The 19,896-nt window shown below is 61.2% G+C and carries 17 protein-coding genes; 13 read left to right on the top strand and 4 right to left on the bottom strand.

Going from position 1 to position 19,896, the window contains the following annotated elements; genetic code table 11:
• Positions 1 to 20 precede the first annotated feature (20 nt).
• Together leuB and ABID16_RS09725 are read left to right on the top strand one after the other, a co-directional pair.
• Positions 21 to 1,133: a 3-isopropylmalate dehydrogenase gene (leuB, locus tag ABID16_RS09730; protein WP_354556148.1), complete on the top strand. Its 1,113-nt coding sequence runs from the start codon at positions 21 to 23 to the stop codon at positions 1,131 to 1,133.
• Positions 1,134 to 1,263: 130 nt separating this feature from the next.
• A complete protein-coding gene (locus tag ABID16_RS09725) occupies positions 1,264 to 1,974 on the top strand; it encodes a phosphatase PAP2 family protein (protein WP_354556147.1) in 711 nt (236 codons plus the stop codon).
• Here ABID16_RS09725 and ABID16_RS09720 read toward each other — a convergent pair whose 3' ends face one another.
• A complete protein-coding gene (locus tag ABID16_RS09720) occupies positions 1,975 to 3,168 on the bottom strand; it encodes a multidrug effflux MFS transporter (RefSeq protein ID WP_354556146.1) in 1,194 nt (397 codons plus the stop codon). It lies immediately after the preceding gene.
• Between the two features lie 270 nt (positions 3,169 to 3,438).
• On the opposite strand from ABID16_RS09720, the gene nspC reads away from it, so the two are divergent.
• Both nspC and ABID16_RS09710 read left to right on the top strand, forming a co-directional pair.
• Entirely contained in the window at positions 3,439 to 4,536 is a 1,098-nt protein-coding gene (gene nspC, locus ABID16_RS09715) for a carboxynorspermidine decarboxylase (protein WP_354556145.1), read from the top strand.
• A gap of 58 nt (positions 4,537 to 4,594) precedes the next feature.
• A complete protein-coding gene (locus tag ABID16_RS09710) occupies positions 4,595 to 5,842 on the top strand; it encodes a saccharopine dehydrogenase family protein (RefSeq protein WP_354556144.1) in 1,248 nt (415 codons plus the stop codon).
• Between the two features lie 210 nt (positions 5,843 to 6,052).
• Here the strand turns inward: ABID16_RS09710 and ABID16_RS09705 are convergent, their stop codons facing one another.
• The gene (locus ABID16_RS09705; RefSeq protein ID WP_354556143.1) at positions 6,053 to 8,116 is read right to left on the bottom strand and encodes a M3 family metallopeptidase; all 2,064 of its coding nucleotides are present in this window, start codon (positions 8,114 to 8,116) and stop codon (positions 6,053 to 6,055) included.
• A 152-nt stretch (positions 8,117 to 8,268) separates the two neighbouring features.
• On the opposite strand from ABID16_RS09705, the gene ABID16_RS09700 reads away from it, so the two are divergent.
• The 7 genes from ABID16_RS09700 to pyrC all read left to right on the top strand — a co-directional run bounded on the left by ABID16_RS09700 (position 8,269) and on the right by pyrC (position 15,444).
• On the top strand, positions 8,269 to 8,721 hold the full coding sequence (locus ABID16_RS09700; protein ID WP_354556142.1) for a MarR family winged helix-turn-helix transcriptional regulator: 453 nt from the start codon (positions 8,269 to 8,271) through the stop codon (positions 8,719 to 8,721).
• A gap of 26 nt (positions 8,722 to 8,747) precedes the next feature.
• The gene (locus tag ABID16_RS09695) at positions 8,748 to 9,968 is read left to right on the top strand and encodes a multidrug effflux MFS transporter (protein ID WP_354556141.1); all 1,221 of its coding nucleotides are present in this window, start codon (positions 8,748 to 8,750) and stop codon (positions 9,966 to 9,968) included.
• A gap of 181 nt (positions 9,969 to 10,149) precedes the next feature.
• Positions 10,150 to 10,542, top strand: a complete 393-nt coding sequence (locus ABID16_RS09690) for a response regulator (protein WP_354556140.1) — start codon at positions 10,150 to 10,152, stop codon at positions 10,540 to 10,542.
• A gap of 20 nt (positions 10,543 to 10,562) precedes the next feature.
• Positions 10,563 to 11,081 carry a putative pterin-binding protein gene (locus tag ABID16_RS09685; protein ID WP_354556139.1) on the top strand — a complete coding sequence of 173 codons (519 nt, stop codon included), beginning with the start codon at positions 10,563 to 10,565 and terminating at the stop codon, positions 11,079 to 11,081.
• A complete protein-coding gene (locus tag ABID16_RS09680) occupies positions 11,078 to 13,291 on the top strand; it encodes an ATP-binding protein (RefSeq protein WP_354556138.1) in 2,214 nt (737 codons plus the stop codon). Before ABID16_RS09685 ends, ABID16_RS09680 begins: the two co-directional genes overlap by 4 nt.
• An 11-nt stretch (positions 13,292 to 13,302) precedes the next feature.
• Positions 13,303 to 14,331 carry an HD domain-containing phosphohydrolase gene (locus ABID16_RS09675; protein ID WP_354556137.1) on the top strand — a complete coding sequence of 343 codons (1,029 nt, stop codon included), beginning with the start codon at positions 13,303 to 13,305 and terminating at the stop codon, positions 14,329 to 14,331.
• Positions 14,332 to 14,403: 72 nt separating this feature from the next.
• Positions 14,404 to 15,444, top strand: coding sequence for a dihydroorotase (gene pyrC / locus ABID16_RS09670; RefSeq protein ID WP_354556136.1), 1,041 nt, complete (start codon positions 14,404 to 14,406; stop codon positions 15,442 to 15,444).
• 69 nt (positions 15,445 to 15,513) lie between these two features.
• Here the strand turns inward: pyrC and ABID16_RS09665 are convergent, their stop codons facing one another.
• Positions 15,514 to 16,131: a c-type cytochrome gene (locus ABID16_RS09665; RefSeq protein ID WP_354556135.1), complete on the bottom strand. Its 618-nt coding sequence runs from the start codon at positions 16,129 to 16,131 to the stop codon at positions 15,514 to 15,516.
• Between the two features lie 158 nt (positions 16,132 to 16,289).
• On the opposite strand from ABID16_RS09665, the gene ABID16_RS09660 reads away from it, so the two are divergent.
• Positions 16,290 to 17,045: a 3-deoxy-manno-octulosonate cytidylyltransferase gene (locus tag ABID16_RS09660; protein ID WP_354556134.1), complete on the top strand. Its 756-nt coding sequence runs from the start codon at positions 16,290 to 16,292 to the stop codon at positions 17,043 to 17,045.
• A 10-nt stretch (positions 17,046 to 17,055) separates the two neighbouring features.
• Positions 17,056 to 17,910, top strand: coding sequence for a prephenate dehydratase (locus ABID16_RS09655; protein WP_354556133.1), 855 nt, complete (start codon positions 17,056 to 17,058; stop codon positions 17,908 to 17,910).
• A 16-nt stretch (positions 17,911 to 17,926) separates the two neighbouring features.
• Here the strand turns inward: ABID16_RS09655 and ABID16_RS09650 are convergent, their stop codons facing one another.
• A complete protein-coding gene (locus ABID16_RS09650; protein ID WP_354556132.1) occupies positions 17,927 to 19,777 on the bottom strand; it encodes a hypothetical protein in 1,851 nt (616 codons plus the stop codon).
• Positions 19,778 to 19,896 lie beyond the last annotated feature (119 nt).

Below are 19,896 nucleotides of genomic sequence, written 5' to 3'. Positions count from 1 at the left end.
ATTTTCAGGAGACTTTCGACATGACAGCGCGCAATCTCTTCCTCCTGCCCGGCGACGGCATCGGCCCGGAAGCCATGGCGGAAGTCCGCAAGATCATTGCCTGGATGAATGAAGCGAAGGGTGCGAACTTCGTGACCGACGAAGGTCTCGTCGGCGGCTGCGCTTACGACGCACATGGCGCTGCGATTTCCGAAGGTGACATGGCGAAGGCCATGGCGGCAGATGCCGTTCTCTTCGGCGCGGTTGGCGGCCCGAAGTGGGATGCCGTTCCTTACGAAGTTCGCCCGGAAGCCGGCCTTCTGCGCCTGCGCAAGGATCTGGAGCTTTTCGCAAACCTGCGCCCGGCCATCTGCTATCCGGCGCTGGCCTCGGCCTCCTCGCTGAAGCCCGAACTGGTCGAAGGTCTCGACATCCTCATCATCCGCGAGCTGACCGGCGGCGTCTATTTCGGCGAGCCGAAGACGATCACCGATCTCGGCAACGGCCAGAAGCGCGCCATCGACACGCAGGTCTATGACACCTACGAAATCGAGCGCATCGCGTCCGTAGCGTTCGAAATGGCCCGCACGCGCAAGAACACCGTCTGCTCGATGGAAAAGCGCAACGTCATGAAGTCGGGCGTGCTGTGGAACCAGGTCGTCACGCAGACGCACAAGGACAAGTATTCCGACGTGAAGCTCGAGCATATGCTGGCCGATGCCGGCGGCATGCAGCTGGTGCGCGCGCCGAAGCAGTTCGACGTCATCGTCACCGACAACCTCTTCGGCGACATGCTGTCTGACGTTGCCGCCATGCTCACCGGCTCGCTCGGCATGCTGCCGTCGGCTTCGCTCGGCGCACCGGATGCCAAGACCGGCAAGCGCAAGGCGCTTTACGAGCCCGTGCACGGCTCGGCTCCGGACATTGCCGGCAAGGGCATTGCCAACCCGATCGCCATGATCGCTTCGTTTGCCATGTGCCTGCGCTATTCGTTCAACATGGTCACGGAAGCCGACAATCTCGAAAAGGCGATTGCCAACGTTCTCGACAAGGGCATCCGCACCGGCGACATCATGGCCGAAGGCGCAACCCGCGTCGGTACCGTCGAGATGGGCGACGCAATTTTGGCGGAATTCAAGGCTCTTTCTGCCTGAGACCGCTCACACTGTGTCGGAGCGCCGCACCCGTTGAAACGGTGCGGCGCTTTCAACATCTAGAGGGCCGTACCCCCGTGTTTCCGATCCGCGCCAAGGCGGATCCCGTTGCGAAAGGCAACTGACGCAGATGATGGGCCTCGACGGCTTTCTGAACTGGCTCGCGGAGCGCCGCGCGCAATATTCCCCCTCCACACCCCCGATACGCTGGAAACTTTGGGCCGCGATCACGGTCGTGCTTGTAGTGCTGGCCATGGTGTTTCGCGACAGCGCGCTGACGATAGCTGCGCGCCATCAGCCGCATTGGCTGACGGTGCTTGCCGAAAACACGACCGATATCGGCAAGTCATGGTGGAGCCTGACGCTCACCGGCCTTGTCTTCATCGGAGCGATGATAGCCTTGAAGCTGGTAACCGATGCGGCGGCGCGCGTGCGTCTGCACTATGTCGCGACGGCGTCGGCCTATGTTTTCCTGAGCGTGGCGCTTTCCGGCATTATCGGCAACATCGTCAAGCGCATTATTGGCCGTGCACGCCCTCCGCTCTTCGATGCGGAAGGCGCGTTTCACTTCAAGGCCTTTTCGGGCCATCTTTACGAGAGCTTCCCCTCTGGCCACTCGACGACGGATGGCGCGATGGCCATGGCACTGGCGGTTCTGTTTCCGAGCATCCGCATTCCGGTCCTGATCATCGGCGGCTTTCTGGCGCTGACGCGCATCATGGTCGGCGCGCATTACTTGAGCGATGTCATCGCCGGCTACTCGTTCGGCCTGTGGTATGCCTATATGAGCGCGCTTTTCTTCGCCAAGCACGGCTTCTCGCTGAAGCCGCCGAAGGGTTGATCAGGCAGCCATTGCCGGGCGTCGGCCCAGCATCAGCAGCGAGACGGCCAGCGCAACAATGCCGCAAAGCGCAATCACCGCCGCCATCGTCACAGGCTTGCCATCAAACACGGCGCTGACGCCGACAATGGCCGCAGCCCCGATCAGCATCTGCATCGTGCCGCCGAGTGAGGCGGCCGTGCCGGCAATCGGCCCGTGCTCTTCCAGCGACAGGACCATGGCCGTCGGGATGACCAGGCCGAGGAAGGCATTGGCGATGATCAGCAGGCCGACCAGCATGACGAATGTGCCAATGCCTGCGGCAAAGACGATGAAAAGCAGAACGGTTGTCGCCGCAAAACCCGCCACGCAGAAGCGCACGACCGGCATCGCACCGAAGCGGTTGCCCAGATTGGCGGCAAACTGGCTGGAGCCGAAGAAGCCGAGCGCATTCAGCGCGAAGGCAAGGCTGAACTGCGTAGACGTCAGCCCGAAATGCTGCGTGTAGAGGAAGGGCGCGGTGGCGAGGAAGGCGAAGAAGCTCGCCATGCCCGCACCCCCGATCAGCGTCTGGCCGATGAAGTTGCGGTCGCGGATCAGCACCTTGAACGCAGCGACCATGCCGCTCAGCTCAAACCGGGTGCGATATTCCGGATGCAGCGTTTCCTTGAGGCCAAAGCGTGTCAGCAGGATGCTGACGCCCGCTGTTCCTGCCGCGAACCAGAAGACCGCCGGCCAGCCGAACGCCGTCATGAGCCCGCTGCCGCCGAGGGGCGCGAGCATGGGCGAAACGGAGGTGACCAGCATGATAGTCGACATGAGCCGCGTCGCGTCGCTGCCCGTATAGAGATCGCGGATGACGGCGCGCGGGATCGACATGACGGCCGCCGCCCCCACGCCTTGCACGAAGCGCGCGGCAATCAGCCAGCCCATGGAAGGCGCGAGCGCGCATCCAGCGGAGGCGACGAGGAAGAGGCCAAGACCGAAATAGAGCGGCGGCTTGCGGCCGACACTGTCGGAGGCCGGGCCGTAGACAAGCTGGCAGATGCCGAAGGCCGAGAAGAAGGACATGAGCGTCCATTGCGCAGCGGCGGCGTCAGCATGCAGATCGGCGGCGATCTTCGGAAGTGCCGGAATATACATGTCGATCGCGACCGGCCCGACAGCGCCGAGCAGCGCGAGGATAACCGCGAGCTTGAAGATTTCCGGTTTCATGGGGGATGCCGCCTAATTGTATATTAGAAATGTCTTTTCCAAATCTCAGATTCGACCCTGCGCCACAAGGCGTGATGGCTCAATAGTTTTGAAGGCGGGATTTGTATTCTTGATGAACCGCAAGCCGGCTTCTGTAACTTTCCCGACACATAATCGCGCTAGGGCATTGTTTCCTGCCCCCATCCGGGGTAAGGGGGCCGCTTCGCGCGCCGGGGTCAGGTTTTTGGCCTCCGGCGCATCATCTTTTCCGGGGCACGGACTTTAGGATTGATGCTGAAAACACCCTATTACCTGATCGACAAGGCGAAGCTTCTCCCCAACATGGAGAAGATCGCCTGGCTGCGCGAGAACTCGGGCGCGAAGTCTCTTCTTGCCCTGAAATGCTTTGCCACATGGTCCGTCTTCGACCTGATGAGCGAATACATGGACGGCACGACGTCCTCCTCGCTCTATGAAGTGAAGCTCGGACGCGAGAAGTTCGGCAAGGAAACGCATGCCTACTCCGTCGCCTATGGCGATGACGAGATCGGCGAGGTCGTCGACAATTGCGACAAGATCATCTTCAACACGATCAGCCAGCTTGAGCGCTTTGAAGCCGCATGCGCCTCGAAGGTGCGGGGCCTGCGCGTCAACCCGCGCGTCTCGACGTCCGAATGGCTGATCTCTGACCCGGCGCGCCCGCATTCCCGCCTCGGCGAATGGGATGCCGCGAAGATCGAGGCGGTGGCCGACAAGATCACCGGCTTCATGTTCCATAACAATTGCGAGAACGACGATTTCGATCGCTTCTCGGACATGCTCGGCAAGATCGAAGCCGAATTCGGTCATCTGATTGCGAAGATGAAATGGGTGAGCCTCGGCGGCGGCATCCACTTCACCGGCGAAAACTATCCGATCGACAAGCTCGCCGACCGGCTGAAGCGCTTTGCCGACACCTATGGCATCCAGGTCTATCTGGAGCCGGGCGAGGCCTCGATCACCAAGTCTACGACGCTGGAAGTGACCGTGCTGGACACGCTCTATAACGGCAAGAACCTCGCCATCGTGGATTCATCCATCGAGGCGCATATGCTCGACCTGCTGATCTATCGGCAGTCGGCCAAGATGGCGCCGAATGCCGGCGACCACGAATACATGGTCTGCGGCAAGTCCTGCCTGGCAGGCGATATTTTCGGCGAATTCAAATTCGACCATGAACTGAAACCCGGCGATCGCCTCTCCATCCAGGATGCGGCCGGCTACACCATGGTCAAGAAGAACTGGTTTAACGGCGTGAAAATGCCGTCAATCGCCATCCGGGAAACCGATGGCAGCATCAGGACGGTCCGCGAGTTCACCTTCGCGGACTACGAACAAAGCCTGTCCTGAAGCGATCCGCTCTCGGACAAGTCTCTGACGATTGGACACAAGGAGTTTAGTCCTCATCATGAAGAAGAACGTTCTCATCATCGGCGCCGGCGGCGTCGCCCAGGTGGTTGCGCACAAGTGCGCGCAGAACAACGACATTCTCGGCGACCTGCATATCGCCTCGCGCACCAAGGCGAAATGCGACGCGGTGGTTGCCTCCGTGCACGAGAAGAAGGCGATGAAGCAGCCGGGCGTGTTCGAAGCCCATGCGCTCGATGCACTCGATATCGAAGCCACCAAGGCGCTGATCAAATCGACCAATTCCCAGATCGTCATCAATGTCGGCACGGCCTTCCTCAACATGTCGGTCCTGCGCGCCTGCATGGACACGGGCGTCGCCTATATCGACACCGCGATCCACGAAGAGCCGAACAAGATCTGCGAAACGCCGCCGTGGTACGGAAACTACGAGTGGAAGCGTGCCGCCGAATGCGAGGAAAAGGGCATCACCGCAATTCTCGGCGCCGGCTTCGACCCGGGCGTCGTCAACGCCTATGCCAAGCTCGCCAAGGACGACTATTTCGACAAGATCACCGATGTCGACATCGTCGACATCAATGCCGGCAGCCATGGCAAGTATTTCGCCACGAATTTCGACCCGGAGATCAACTTCCGCGAATTCACCGGCGTCGTCTATTCCTGGCAGAACGGCGAATGGCAGGTGAACAAGATGTTCGAGATCGGCAAGGACTATGACCTGCCGGTCGTCGGCACGCGCCGCGCCTATCTCTGCGGCCATGACGAAGTGCATTCGCTGTCGAAGAACATGGACGGCGCGGATGTGCGCTTCTGGATGGGCTTCGGCGATCACTATATCAACGTCTTCACCGTGCTGAAGTCGATCGGTCTGCTTTCCGAACAGCCGGTCAAGCTTGCCGACGGTTCGGAGGTCGTGCCGCTCAAGGTCGTCAAGGCCTGCCTGCCCGACCCGGCATCGCTTGCGCCCGCTTACGAAGGCAAGACCTGCATCGGCGACTTCGTGAAGGGCACGAAGGACGGCAAGGAACGCGAAGTGTTCATCTACAACGTCGCCGACCACAAGGAAGCCTATAACGAAGTGGGCTCGCAGGGCATTTCCTACACCGCCGGCGTTCCGCCGGTCGCCGCTGCGATCCTCATCGCAAAGGGCGCCTGGGATGTGAAGAAGATGGTCAATGTCGAAGAACTGCCGCCGCAGCCCTTCCTCGCCGTACTGAACCGCATCGGCCTGCAGACCTGCATCCGCGACGAACAGGGCGACCGCCCGCTGGAATTCGTCGAGCCCTGAGATTTGGGGTGATGCGACATGAAGAAACCCGCCGGAGCGATCCGGCGGGTTTTTTGTTGGCGGGTGTAGCACCCCCCTCTGTCAGCTACGCTGACATCTCCCCCTCAAGGGGGGAGAGTGGGAGCGCAGGGCCGCCTCTCTGCCAATCTCCCCCCTTGAGGGGGAGATGCCCGGCAGGGCAGAGGGGGGTTCCACGCCCGAAACGTCCCCTTAAGCCGCCAACCCCTTCTTCCTCAGCATCGCGTCCGGGCTCGGCAGCTTGCCGCGGAAGGCCTTGTAGGCGTCTTCGGGGTCCATGGAGCCACCGGACGAATAGATCTTCAGCTTCAGCTTCTCGGCCATCTTCGGATTGAACGCGTCGCCGGTTTCCTCGAACGCCGAGAAGGCATCCGCGTCGAGCACTTCCGACCACATGTAGGAATAGTATCCGGCCGAATAGCCGTCGCCCGAGAAGACGTGCTGGAAATGGGGCGAGCGGTGGCGCATGACCATCGCGTCCGGCATGCCGATCTCCTTCAGTACCTTCGCTTCCAGCGCCATCGGATCGGCCGGCGGTTCGGCGGCGGTGTGATAGGCCATGTCGACAAGGGCTGACGAGGTGAACTCGACCGTTGCGAAGCCGGCATTGAAGGTGCGGGCGGCGAGAACCTTGTCGAGGAGTTCCTGCGGCATCGGCGCGCCGGTCTCGTAGTGGACGGCATAGGTTTTGAGGATTTCCGGAACCGTGAGCCAGTGTTCGTAAAGCTGCGAGGGCAGTTCCACGAAGTCGCGCGAGACGCCCGTGCCGGAAACCGTCGGATAGGTGACGTCGGAGAGCATGCCGTGCAATGCATGGCCGAATTCGTGGAAGAGCGTGCGCGCATCATCCAGCGACAGAAGCGCCGGCTTGCCTTCGGCGGGCTTGGCGAAATTGCAGACATTGTAGATCAGCGGGATTTCGCCCTGCGCGCCATTCTTCAGGGTCAGCTTGTGCTGGCTCTGGAACGAGCTCATCCAGGCGCCGGAGCGCTTGGAGGACCGGGCAAAGTAATCGCCGACGAACATGGCCTTCAGCGCGCCCGAGGCGTCGTGGATTTCGAAGACGCGGGCGTCGGGGTGATAGGCCTTCACATCCTTCAGCTCCGTCGCGGTGATGCCGAAGAGCCGGCGGGCGACCTCAAAGCAGGCCTCGATGATCTTTTCGAGCTGAAGATAGGGCTTCAGTTCGCCTTCCGAGAAGTTGAAGCGTTCGGCCCGGATCTTTTCGGCATAGTGCCGCCAGTCCCAGGGCTTTACGTCATGGTTTTTGCCCTCGGCTGCAATGGCTTTCGCGATATCGGCTTCTTCTTCGAGAGCGCGGGTGCGGGCCTTTTCCCAGACCTGCATCAGAAGACCGTTCACGTTGGCGGGGGACTTGGCCATCGTGTTGTCGAGCTTGAGTTCGGCGAAATTGGCAAAGCCGAGGAGTTTCGCCTTCTCGTGGCGAAGCTGCAGCGTTTCGGCAATGACGCCGCGATTGTCCGTCTCTCCGCCGTTTTCACCGCGGGCGATCCAGGCCTTGAAGGCGGTTTCGCGCAGATCCCGGCGTTCCGAGAAGGTCAGGAAGGGCTCGATGATCGAGCGAGAGAGCGTGACGGCATACTTGCCCTTCTCGCCGCGCGCTTCCGCCTGGGCCGCCATGGCGTCCTTGAGGAAATCGGGCAGTCCGGCAAGGTCGGCCTCTTCGCTCAAGATCAGGAACCAGCTCTTCTCATCCGCCAGAACGTTCTGGCCAAATGTTGCACCGAGCGAGGCGAGACGTTCGTTGATCGCGGCCAGCCGCTCCTGATCGGCACGCGGCAACTTGGCACCCGAGCGGACGAAGCCCTTCCAGTGCCGTTCCAAAACGCGGGTCTGCTCGAGATCGAGGTTGAGCGCCTCGCGGGTTTCCCACAGCGTGTCGATGCGCTTGAACAGCGCCTCGTTCATGCCGATCTTCGAATAGTGCCGCGACATCTTCGGGGAAATGTCCCGCTCAAGCGCCTGGATGGCGTCATTCGTGTCGGCCCCTGCCCTATTCCAGAAGATGGAGGACACGCGCGACAGTTCATCGCCGGCAATTTCGAGTGCAACGATCGTATTCTCGAAGGTCGGGGCCTCGGGATTATTGGCGATTGTGTCTATTTCGGCTTCGTGCAACTTGAACGCAACATCGAAAGCGGGGGAAAAATCACTTTCCGATATTTGGGCGAAATCCGGCAAACCATTTCGACCGTTCCAGTCGATAAGAGCAGGATTGATTTTTGCTTCAGCCATCGGGGGTTATCCTCATATGAATCGATTATGAGAGGCAATATAGGGGCAGGTTTATCCTTTGGAACATGGCGTTCCAAAAAAAGACGCGGTAATCATTGCAAAGATTGCCTTGTTATAATAAGAAAGCCTTATCAATTGGACGGACCCAAAACATGATCGAGCCGGAATCCATCGGTTTCCTTATCGCAGAGACAGCCCGCCTTCAGCGAAGCGAATTCGAAAAGCGCATCGCGGGTGCGGGGTTCGAACTGACCCCGGGCGAGGCGCGCGCTCTTCTCGTCATCGGCAACCGTTCAGGCTGCCGGCAGAACGAGATCGCCGAAAAGATGGGTGTCGAGCCGATGACCATGAGCGGCTATATCGACAAGCTGGAAAGCCTTGAGCTTGTGGCGCGCCTGCCCGACCCGACGGATCGTCGCGCCCGTAATGTGGTGATGACGCCGAAAGCAGAGCCCATGCTTGCCGAAATCCGCCAGCTGGCAAAGATGCTGCTGTCGGACATGGTATCCGAAATGGCCGAAGGCGAGCGGGAAGCGCTGCATAGCGCGCTGAAGATCGTCAAGGCGGCTCTGGTGAGCATGTCGGCGAGCCGGGACGCGGAATGAATGTTGCGCAGGCAGAGACGTTGCAGATGACCAGGACCCAGCCGCTCATGTCGGAGCGGCGGACGAGCCTGATCGGCGCGTTCATGACGATGGTGGGTTCCATCTCGATGTCTCTCTACACGCCGGCGATGCCGGCGCTGGCGCATTCTTTCGGGGTGAGCCCCGCATCCGCCAAGATGACCCTCACCTTCTATTTTGCGGGTTTTGCCGTCGCGCAGCTGGTCACCGGGCCGGCATCCGATGCCATTGGCCGGCGCAAGGCGGCCATCGTCTTCATGCTGGTCTACCTGGCCGGCAGCATCATGGCCTTGTTCGCCCCAACCATCGAATGGCTGATGGCCGCGCGGCTGATCCAGGGCATTGGCGCTTCGGTCGGCACAACCGTTTCCCGCGCCATCGTGCGTGACCAGTTCACCGGGGAACAGTCGTCGCGCATCATGAACATGATCGGGATCGTCCTTGCGGTCGGTCCCGGCATTGCTCCGACAATCGGCGGGCTCATCCTTGAATTTTCCACCTGGCAGGGGATTTTCCTCGTCATGGCCGGCATAGGCGTGACGGGTATCGGCATCGTTCTTTTTGCACTCAAGGAGACCACGGTGCCCGATCTTGCGCGCGCTGCGCCGGGGCCGCTTCTCAAATCCTACGGCAAACTGCTTGCCAGCGCGCCGGTGATGTCGGCGGCATTGACGGTCGGCTTTGCGGTGGGCGCACTCTATATGCTGGCAACCGTGCTTCCCTTCGTCCTCATCGACGAGGCGGGGCTGACACCGGCACAGTTCGGGCTGGGCATGATGGCGCAGACCGGCAGCTATTTCCTCGGGTCCGTTCTCTTTCGCGTCCTTCTGCGTTCAGCTTCCGCGGAGACACTGGTCGTTCCGGGGCTGGCTTGCATCCTTGTGGGGAGTTTACTTGCCTTCCTGTCGATCCAGTTCCTGCCGATTTCCTATCTCTCGGTCATGATCCCTGTCGGCTTCTATGCCTTCGGCATCGCCTTCGTGATGCCACATATGACGACCGCTGCGATGATGCCGTTTCCGCGCATCGCCGGCACGGCGGCCGCCATGCTGGGTTTCGTTCAGATGGGCTCGGGCGTCTTCGGCGGCGCCGTTGCCGCAGCAATCGGTGAGCCGGTGCTGGCGCTGCATGTGCTCATGCCGGGTATGGGCGTCCTGTGCGCCGTCATCTATGTCTGGCATGTGCGGGCAATCCGGCGTTTCAACGCAGACGAAACCACCTCTCTCTGAGCCATTGTTGCTCCGCAGACCGGCACAGTCGCCCGAAATGGGATGGATCGGTCGAATTTTACATATCGTTTTTATCTTATGTAATCGGCCTTGCGATAAACCTCATATCCGGCGCGGCTGACCCGTCATTGCGGTTGCGGCAACGCCAGCGTGTTAAGGCAAATGGCCGGTGGGGACGTGAATGGCAATCCTGATCGTTGAAGACAATCCGACAAACGGGCTGATCCTCCGTCACCTGATGTCGAAGGCCGGCTGCAGTGAAATCGTGGTCTGCGATGATCCCGCCAAGGCGCTACGGGCCTGCGAAACACAAGACTTCGATCTCATGATGGTCGATCACATGCTGCCCGGCATGACCGGCCTGCAATTCGTGCGCATCGTTCGCGACTTTGAACAGTACCGCGAGACGCCCATCGTGATGGTCACGGCCGATACGTCTTCCGCACTGCGCGAGGAAGCTCAGGAAGCCGGTGTGAACACGTTCCTCACCAAACCGATCGAAGCGCTGGGCTTCACGCAGATGATGAGCCGGCTGATCGCGGGCTGCACGCACTCTACCGCCAGATCCGCCTGACACTTTCGGGGAAAATAGACATGAAAACTCTTATCCAGGCCTTCCTCGTTGCGACGGCATTCGCGTCCGCAGCCTGCGCCTTTCCATCCGGCGCGCTGGCGCTCGACAAGCCGGCGGGTGACCCGATCCTCACCATCACCGGCCATATCGGGCAGACCAATGCCGGCTCAACGGCGGCATTCGATCTTGCCATGCTGGAAAAACTTGATGGCCGAAAGGCCGCCATGGAAACACCCTGGACAACGGGCAAGCCGGAGTTTTCCGGTCCCTATCTGCGTGCCGTGCTTGCAGCAGCCGGCGCCAGCGGCAAGAAGCTCGTCGTGAAGGCGCTGAACGACTACGCCTCCGAAGTTCCCATGGAGGACGCCGAAAAGCTCGACACGATCCTGGCAGTCCGCATGAACGGCACGGAAATGTCGGTGCGCGACAAGGGCCCGATCTTTCTCATTTATCCGTTCGACAAGGATCACTCGCTTTATAACGAGAAATATTTCTCGCGCTCCGTCTGGCAGATCAAGGAAATCGAGGTCGTCGAGTGAACGGACGCGGAGAAAAGGTCAGCGAAGTCCTTCGCCGCGCCGGTCTTCGGGCGGCGGTGCTGCAGGCCTTTTCGGTCGTCTTGCTGATGATTCTCATTTTCCTCTACGCCGACATGTCGGAGCGGCAGGCAGCGCTCCAGAACAGCATTCGCGAGAATGCCATGTGGGCAGCATTCCAGCTTGACCGCGAGGCGCATGAACTGGAAACGGAAGCCCGTCTGAGCCTGACAGACCAACCCATAGGGCCAGGTCGGGTGAAAGCGCTGATGCGGCGCTATGACATTGTCTATTCGCGCAACGATCTCCTGGGACGCGGGCATTTCGACGACTTTTTCATCCAGGCCGGCGATGTCGGGCAGTCCAGTGCCAACATCAGGCGGATGGTCCGCAACCTCGATCCTGTCTTCACGGCTCTGGACAAGGCACCATACCCGCGCGCGTCGCTGCTGGCCGCCCTTCCCACCATTCATGCGCTGCACGATGAGACCAACAAGCTGCTGCTCGCGTCCAATACGGCAATTTCGGAAAACAAGGCCCAATCGCGCGACGCGTTGATCCGGCTGCAGAAGGTGTCAGGAATCTACGTTCTTCTTCTGACCGTTTCCGTGGCCTTCCTGATCTTCACCTTGCGCCGCCAGCTGAAAGCGGTACGCACCGCAGGCCTCGGCTTCGAAGCCATGGCCAATGATCTTGCCTCGGCCTATCATGCGGCGGATGCCGGAAACCGGGCGAAGTCGCAATTCATGGCCACCATGGGTCACGAGATCCGGACGCCGCTGAATGCGATCCTCGGCACGGCCGAACTGCTCCAGCTGTCCGACATTCCGGATGACGTCCGCGACAACGTTCAGACTATACGTTCGTCGGGCGAGGCGCTGCTTGAAGTGCTCAACGAGATCCTCGATTATTCGAAAATCGAATACGGCAAGCTTGAAATCGAGACACGGGCGGTCAATCTGGCCGAGCTGTCCAGAAGCGTCATGGACATCATGGCGAGCCGGGCGAAGGAGCGTGGCAACGCGCTGGTGCTCGACTTGCCGGACGAACTGCAGCGCCCCTGGATCAAGTCCGATCCGACGCGGCTGCGCCAGATCATTCTCAACCTTGTCAGCAATGCCACGAAGTTTACCAGCAACGGTACGGTGACGCTGCGCCTGCGCGAGTTCTCGGGGCCGAACGGCCGCCAATTCCTGCGGATTGAGGTTCAGGACACCGGCATCGGGATCGACGAGGAAGGTCGCAAGAAGCTGTTCAAGCCCTTCTCGCAGGTGGACGCCTCGATCAGCCGTCGCTTTGGCGGCACGGGCCTTGGACTCACGATCAGCAAGGAAATAGCCGAACGTCTCGGCGGCCGCATGGGCGTGGACAGCGAGATCGGCAAGGGCAGCACGTTCTGGCTGGAAATGCGGGTGGACGCGACGGAAGCACCGGAAATGCCCTCACCGAGCGAACGGCCGACAGGTCTGTCGACACTCGGGACGCTGAAAGTCCTGCTGGTTGAGGACAACAAGGTCAACCAGCAGCTTGCGCTGCGTTTCCTGGAGAGACTGGGACAGAAGGCGGACCTCGCTGCGAACGGCGCGGAAGCCGTGGAGGCTGCGGCTGCAACCTCTTACGACCTCATCCTGATGGACATGCAGATGCCGGTCATGGACGGGATCGAGGCCGCGCGCGCCATCCGCAAGGGTCACGGTCCCAGCAAGACTGCCCCCATCATCGCCATGACGGCCAATGCCTCCGACGAGGACCGCGATGCCTGCCGTGAAGCCGGCATGAACGGATTTGAGCCGAAGCCCATCACGTTGAGGCGCCTGCACCATGTGCTTGCCGGCATTACCGAAAGCTCTGGTATCAAGCCGGCGCTCAAGGCTCAGACGGGGGCGGAAGCGCCGGACGCGCTCGGGAACGGAATCGACGCAGCGCGAAAGGCGGAACTCGTTGACGTTCTCGGCGAAGACATTTTCGGGGAGCTGGTCGCTTCATTCCTGAAGGACGCGGATGCGCTGGTGCGCGATTATCGGCAGGCGCACGCAGCCGGAAACGCGCAAGACGCCGACAGGGCGCTCCACACGCTGAAGGGCGCTGCCGCCAATGTCGGGTTCAAGGCCGTCGCCGAGATCGCCCAGGCAATCCGTGAAGCGCCGAGCGCCGAAAAGTCAGACCGGCTCACAGCCCTGCTGGCGAGCTACACATTCAACAAAGCAGCATAAACGAGGCCAAGATGAAGATCCTGATCGTCGACGACAACAACACCAATCTTCGCCTTCTGACAGGCATGGTGCAAAAGCTGCACGGCTGTTCGCCTATACCCTTCTCGTCGCCCGCCGATGCGCTTGCCGCCATGCCGGACCTGGAATTCGACGTCGCGCTGCTCGATTACATGATGCCGGTCTATAACGGCGTCGAGTTTCTGACGGAGATGCTGCATTTCGACAAATACGCCGGCGTGCCGGTAATTTTCGTCACCGCCGACCTCGACCTGACGACACGGATGGACGCGTTGAACGCCGGTGCCATCGATTTCCTGACGAAGCCGGTCGATTTCCAGGAGTTCAAGGCGCGTGTCCAGAACATCGCCGCACTTGCCGACGCACGTCGCAGGCACAGCGAAAGTCTCCATGCAGGACAATCCGCCGGCGCTGAAAGCCTGCGTGAGCAGGAACGCGAGATCATCCAGCGCATCACACTGGCTGCCGGCTACAAGGATCCGCAGGCCGCCCAGCAGCGCATGCGGGTGGCCGCCTATTCGGAAGCGATTGCGCGAGCTGCCGGGCTGCCGGAGACCTTCTGTCGCGATATCCGTCTCGCGGCCACCCTCTTCGACAACACGACGGCGCTCGCCTCGGACACGTCGCTCCTCAAGCGCGGCAAGATGACCGAGGCCGACTTCCGCCGCCGCACCAGTGCCGGCACTGCAGGCGATGAATCGACCTCCCTGCTCCAGCTCTCCGCCGAAATCGGCAGGACCTATCGTGAACGTTTCGATGGGCAAGGTTATCCGAACCGGCTGAAGGGCACGGCAATCCCCGTGGCGGGACGGATCGTCGCGATCGCCTCGAGCTTCGACGCCCTCATTTCGGAGCGGCAGTTCAAGCAGGCCTGGCCGTTCGAGAAAGCGGTCGACTACATTCGCGGCAAGGCGCGAAGCCATTTCGACCCGGCACTGATCCAGGCCTTCGGCGCCGCAGTGGAGGAGATCGGCGCTATTGCCTTCGCCGAGACGGTTCCCATGGGCTTCGAAGCGGCCTGAGCCTCTGATTGAACCCGCCGCGCCGGAATGCTATCAGCCGCGAAACGAGCTGGAAGCATGAGGACGCGCGTCATGACGAAAATCACCATCCGCAGGCCCGACGACTGGCATCTGCATCTTCGCGACGGGGCGATGCTTCAAGGCATTCTGCCGGAAACGACGCGGCATTTCGCCCGCGCCATCATCATGCCGAACCTCGTGCCGCCGGTGGCCACGGTGGCCGATGCGCGCTCTTATCGCGACCGGATCGTTGCCGCGATCCCCAAGGGCGATACGTTCGAGCCGCTGATGACGCTCTATCTGACCGAGGCAACGCAAGCCGACGACGTCGCACGCGGCAAGGCGGAAGGGCTGATCCATGCGGTCAAGCTCTACCCCGCAGGCGCAACGACCAATTCGCATGGCGGCGTGCGCAATTTCGACAAGGTCATGCCGGTTCTGGAGCGCATGGCCGAGATCGGGCTTCCCCTCTGCGTCCACGGCGAGGTGACGACGCCGGAGGTCGACATTTTCGACCGCGAGGCCGTGTTCATCGAGACCGTGCTTGATCCACTGCGCAAGCGCCTGCCTGAGCTGAAAGTGACCATGGAGCACGTCACCACCGCCGATGGCATCAACTATATTCGCAGTGCGACCAAGAACCTTGCGGGCTCGATCACCACGCATCACCTGATCATCAACCGCAATGCGATCCTCGTCGGTGGCATCAAGCCGCACTACTATTGCCTGCCGGTGGCGAAACGCGAAAGCCATCGTGTGGCGCTGGTCGAGGCCGCAACCTCGGGTGACCGCCGTTTCTTCCTCGGCACCGACTCCGCGCCGCATGCGGATCCGCTGAAGGAATGCGCCTGCGGCTGCGCGGGCTGTTTCACAGCCACCAATACGATGAGCTGCCTTGCCCATGTCTTCGAAAACGCCGGCGCGCTGGGCAAGCTGGAAGCCTTCGCATCATTGAACGGTCCCGCCTGGTACGGATTGCCGGTGAACGAAGAGACCATCACGCTGGTCAAGCGCGATCAACCCGTCAGCTATCCCGCCAAGATCGAAACGGGGGCGGGTCCTGTCACCGTGTTCGATCCGATGTTCCCGCTACATTGGGCGGTTGAGGACTGATTTGGACAAGCAAAAGGGCCGGACTTCTTTCGAGGTCCGGCCCTTTGTCATGTTTCGCTTTGAGCGGAATTACTTCTTCGGTGCCTCGGCAGGCTTGGCCGCATCGGCGGCCGGGGCGGCTGCAGGTGCTGCGTCAGCTGCCGGGAACGGTACCTTGGTGTCGCCAAGCGACTGGAGATAGGCCAGAAGATCGCCGCGCTCGTCTTCCTTCGGAAGACCCGCAAAGCCCATGGCCGTGCCCTTCACGTAATCCTTCGGCTTCTTCAGGAAGTGGTAGAGGTGGTCATAGGTCCACTTTTCCGAACCGCCCTTGGAGAATTCCTTCATGCCTGCGGAATAGGAGAAGCCTTCGTGGCTGGCGACCGGGCGGTCAACGATACCGTAGAGGTTCGGGCCAACCTTGTTGGCACCGCCCTTGTCGCCGGTGTGACAGGCTTCGCATTTCTTGAAGATGGCCTGACCCTTGGCCGCATCAGCCTTGGCAAGCACGACACCAACCGGCGTATCGGCCTTAGCAGCTTCACCGGCCCCGCCAGCGGCAGCTTCGCCTTCGGCGGCTGCGATCGCATAACCGGGCTTCTCGGGCGATTCCGACTTGAAGATGCCTTCCGACAGGATCGACACCGACATCAGAACGAACACGGTCCCCAAAAGAGCACCTACGCCCATGTTCACATGTGAATTCATCTGCTAACGCTCCCCTTAGCGATGTCCGGGTGATCACGACCGGCGCATCTTGAAATCGGGCGGAACGTATGTCTTTTAGCGCGCAAGCGCAACAGGTCTTGTTCCTCCCAGACTGAGACCTTTTGCCACTTTTCACACGCGAAATGAAGGCCCCCTTGATGCAGATCAACCGTTTTGATCAGTCGCTGGTCCTGATCCCGGCCCGCATGGCCTCGACGCGGCTTCCCGGCAAGCCGATGGCGGATATCTGCGGTGCACCGATGATCGTGCAGGTCGTGCGCCGCGCCATGGAAGCCAATGTCGGGCGCGTTGTTGCTGCCGTCGACCATGAGGAGACCTTCAACGCAGTCACCGCCGCCGGCTTCGAGGCGGTGATGACGCGCGAAGATCATCAGTCCGGCTCCGACCGCATTTTCGAGGCGCTGGAAAAGGCAGATCCGCAGGTGCGCGCGCGGTATATCATCAACGTTCAGGGCGACCTGCCGACCATCGAGCCGGAAACGGTGCGCGCAGCCCTTGCGCCGCTCGAAGACGAGACCGTCGATATCGCGACGCTGACCGTCGAGATCACGGATGAGGAAGAAAAGACCGCGCCGAGCGTGGTCAAGGTCATCGGTTCGCCGGTCTCCGAAACCCGGCTGCGGGCGCTCTATTTCACGCGCGCGACCGCGCCTTGGGGCGAAGGGCCGCTCTACCACCATATCGGCCTCTATGCCTATCGCCGCGAATCACTGAAGCGCTTCGTGTCGCTCAAACCCTCCGTTCTTGAAATGCGCGAGAAGCTCGAACAGCTGCGCGCACTGGAAGCCGGCATGCGCATCGATGCCGAAATCGTCCATGCCGTTCCCCTTGGCGTCGATACGCCAGCCGATCTTGAAAAGGCGCGCCGCGTTCTTTCGGCGCGCATGAAGTGAGCAGAAAACCATGATCGCAAGAACCAACCGCATCTCCTTCCAGGGCGACTTCGGCGCCAATTCCGACATGGCGTCCCGTGACATGTTTCCCGACATGTCGCCGCTCCCCTGCCAGACGTTTGAGGACGCCTTCAATGCGGTGGAAAGCGGCGATGCGGATCTGGCGATGATCCCGATCGAGAACACGCTTGCCGGCCGCGTCGCCGACATCCACTATCTGATGCCGCAGTCGCGCCTTTATATCATCGGCGAATATTTCATGCCGATCCGCTTCCAGCTCATGGTTCTGCCGGGCGTTCAGAAGAGCGAGATCAAGACGGTGCACAGCCACATCCATGCGCTGGGCCAGTGCCGCAAGATCGTACGCTCCAACGGCTGGAAGGCGGTTGTTGCGGGCGATACGGCGGGTGCGGCCAAGCTCGTCTCCGAAACCGGTGACCGCTCGATGGCGGCGCTTGCACCGCGTCTCGCCGCCGATCTCTACGGGCTGGAGATTCTCGAAGAGAATGTCGAGGATTCCGACAACAACATCACCCGTTTCGTCGTGCTCTCGCCCAACGAGAAGCATGCCGCTCGGGAGAGAGCCGACGAGACCATCGTGACGACCTTCGTGTTCAATGTCCGCAACATTCCGGCCGCGCTCTACAAGGCGCTGGGCGGCTTTGCCACCAACGGCATCAACATGACGAAGCTGGAAAGCTATCAGATCGGTGGCAAGTTCGTCGCCACGCAGTTCTTTGCCGATATCGAGGGCCATCCGGACGACGAGAACGTGAAGCGCGCGCTGGACGAACTGAAGTTCTTCTCCGAAAAGGTCCGCATCCTGGGCGTCTACAAGGCGCATCCGATGCGCAAGCAGTTCTGACAACCCGACACGCGTTTCAGCGGACGAGGCGATAGACCTTGAGGTTCGTCGCCTCAGTCGGCGTGACATCCTTGAGGAAGGCTGGCGGGCGGTCCTTCAGCAGTGCTGCGGCAAGGCCCTCCGGCGCGTGGCTTGCCATTTCCCGCATTTCGCCATCGTCGGGGCAGAAGACGACATAGTCGGTTCCCGCATTGCCAAGGGTCGCTTCAGCCTTCTCGGGCGCGCCGAGACCCGCATGCAGGACAACGAGCATGCCTTCCGGATTGCGATGATAGGGGGCGGACAGGACGCTGTGACCCGTGAAGCGAAGGATCGGTGACCCCATATTGGAGGGTGCCGCGATCATGCCCTTGGGCAGACGGTTCAGCGCATTGAGATTGGCTTCCTTGACGCAGGCGCCGACCTTGCCGCCGGCTGCAGCGGCCTTGGTCGCCTGTTCGCTGCCGGCCGCTTCCGTCACCACGAAACCTGCGACGAACCAGAAGGAGGGAAGGCTTGCGAGCGTCATGATGGCGAAGGGCAGACCTGCAACCACGGATTCCGGGTCCCGACGGCTGATGGCATGCAGTTCTGCCACCAGGACCGAAAGCGGCAGAATGGAGAGCATCTGCGGGAAGGTCGCGCCGCGCACCTGCACGAGCGAGATGGCCCAGGCAGCACTCAGCAGCACGAAAAGCACCAGATGGACGCCGGCGCGGTCGCCCATCTTCACCCGCCAAGCCGAAACGACCATGGCGATGAAGCCGACAAAATAGAAGCCGCCGACGGTCGCGGGTGCAAGCTGCGCCTGACGGAAGACGGATTGCGCCTCGGTGACCTTGTCGAGCCAGATTTCCTTCAGCAGCGGATCGAGGCTGGCAAGCGGGTTATGCAGGCATTGCGGCATGACGGTGAGTGTCAGACCGGCAGCGCCCACCCCGATGCAGGCCAGGATGGCAAACCGGACCGACATCGGCGCCCGGCTCACAAAGCTTGCGGCCCCGAATAGCGCCACGCCACCGTAAACGGTCAGCGCCAGGAAGCCGAAGGAGAGGTTGTCGCAGGTGACGGTCGTGTAAAGCGCTCGCGGAACGGTCGCGACATAGGCCGCGCCGGTGAGCAGCGCGAAGAAGAGGCCGAAGGTGCGGGCAGCTGCTGCGTAAGCCTGACCGAGAACGGCCCAGCGCACGGCAACGATGATGGCTGCAACACCCAGAAGCGGGGTCGTTTCTGCGCCCACCGCCAGAGCAATGGCGGCCGCGAGAGCAGCCAGCGCATAGCTGGTGGCGCGATGGAGCGGATCAACGAGCGCTGCGGCAACGATCGCGATCAGCGCCATCTGGACATTGTGGTGGTCGATGCCGCCCGGCTCGAAGCGATGAACCTGAATGAGGAACAGCACCGTGAACGGAATGGCCGCAAACATTGCGCGCTCGCCGCCGAGCCGGCGCGCGCCAAGCCCGATGAAATAGAGAACCGGCAGCGAAAGCGAAACGGGCCAGACAAAAAGCGCGGTCGCCTCCGCCATGCGCGGACTGAGGAACAGGCGGAAGAATGCAATCAGCGCCGCAATCGGCAGATCGACGAAGCGCGACCAGTGCATCAGCGTGCCCGGCTGGATGCCGAGACGATATTGCATCATATCGAACCAGCCCTGCCCGTTCAGAAAATCGCGTACCTCGACGAGCCGCATGGCGTCATCATTGTCCGGTCCGACATAATCCGTGTAGCTGGAGGCGAGGTTGACCAGATGGAAAAGGACCAGGACGGCAAAGGCGATGAGGACGGCAAGGCCGAGACGGCTGGTCTCCGCATTGAGAGGACCTGCGCGTCCGCTTCCCTTCGCGTTCGCTTGAGACAGCGCGGCGGTCGTTTCGATGCTGGCCATGGTCGATCCCAATATGGCGCAAGGCTCCCGGTTTCATACCGGAAGGCCGAACTTGCGGGGGGTGGATATTTCGCGGCAGGGATGCCCGGAATTCAAGCTAACTTAACCTTCTCAAGAAA

The organism is Limnomicrobium aquaticum (assembly GCF_040545545.1).
GTDB classification, from domain to species: domain Bacteria; phylum Pseudomonadota; class Alphaproteobacteria; order Rhizobiales; family Rhizobiaceae; genus Ensifer_A; species Ensifer_A aquaticum.
This window is presented reverse-complemented; position numbering and strand designations above follow the sequence as displayed.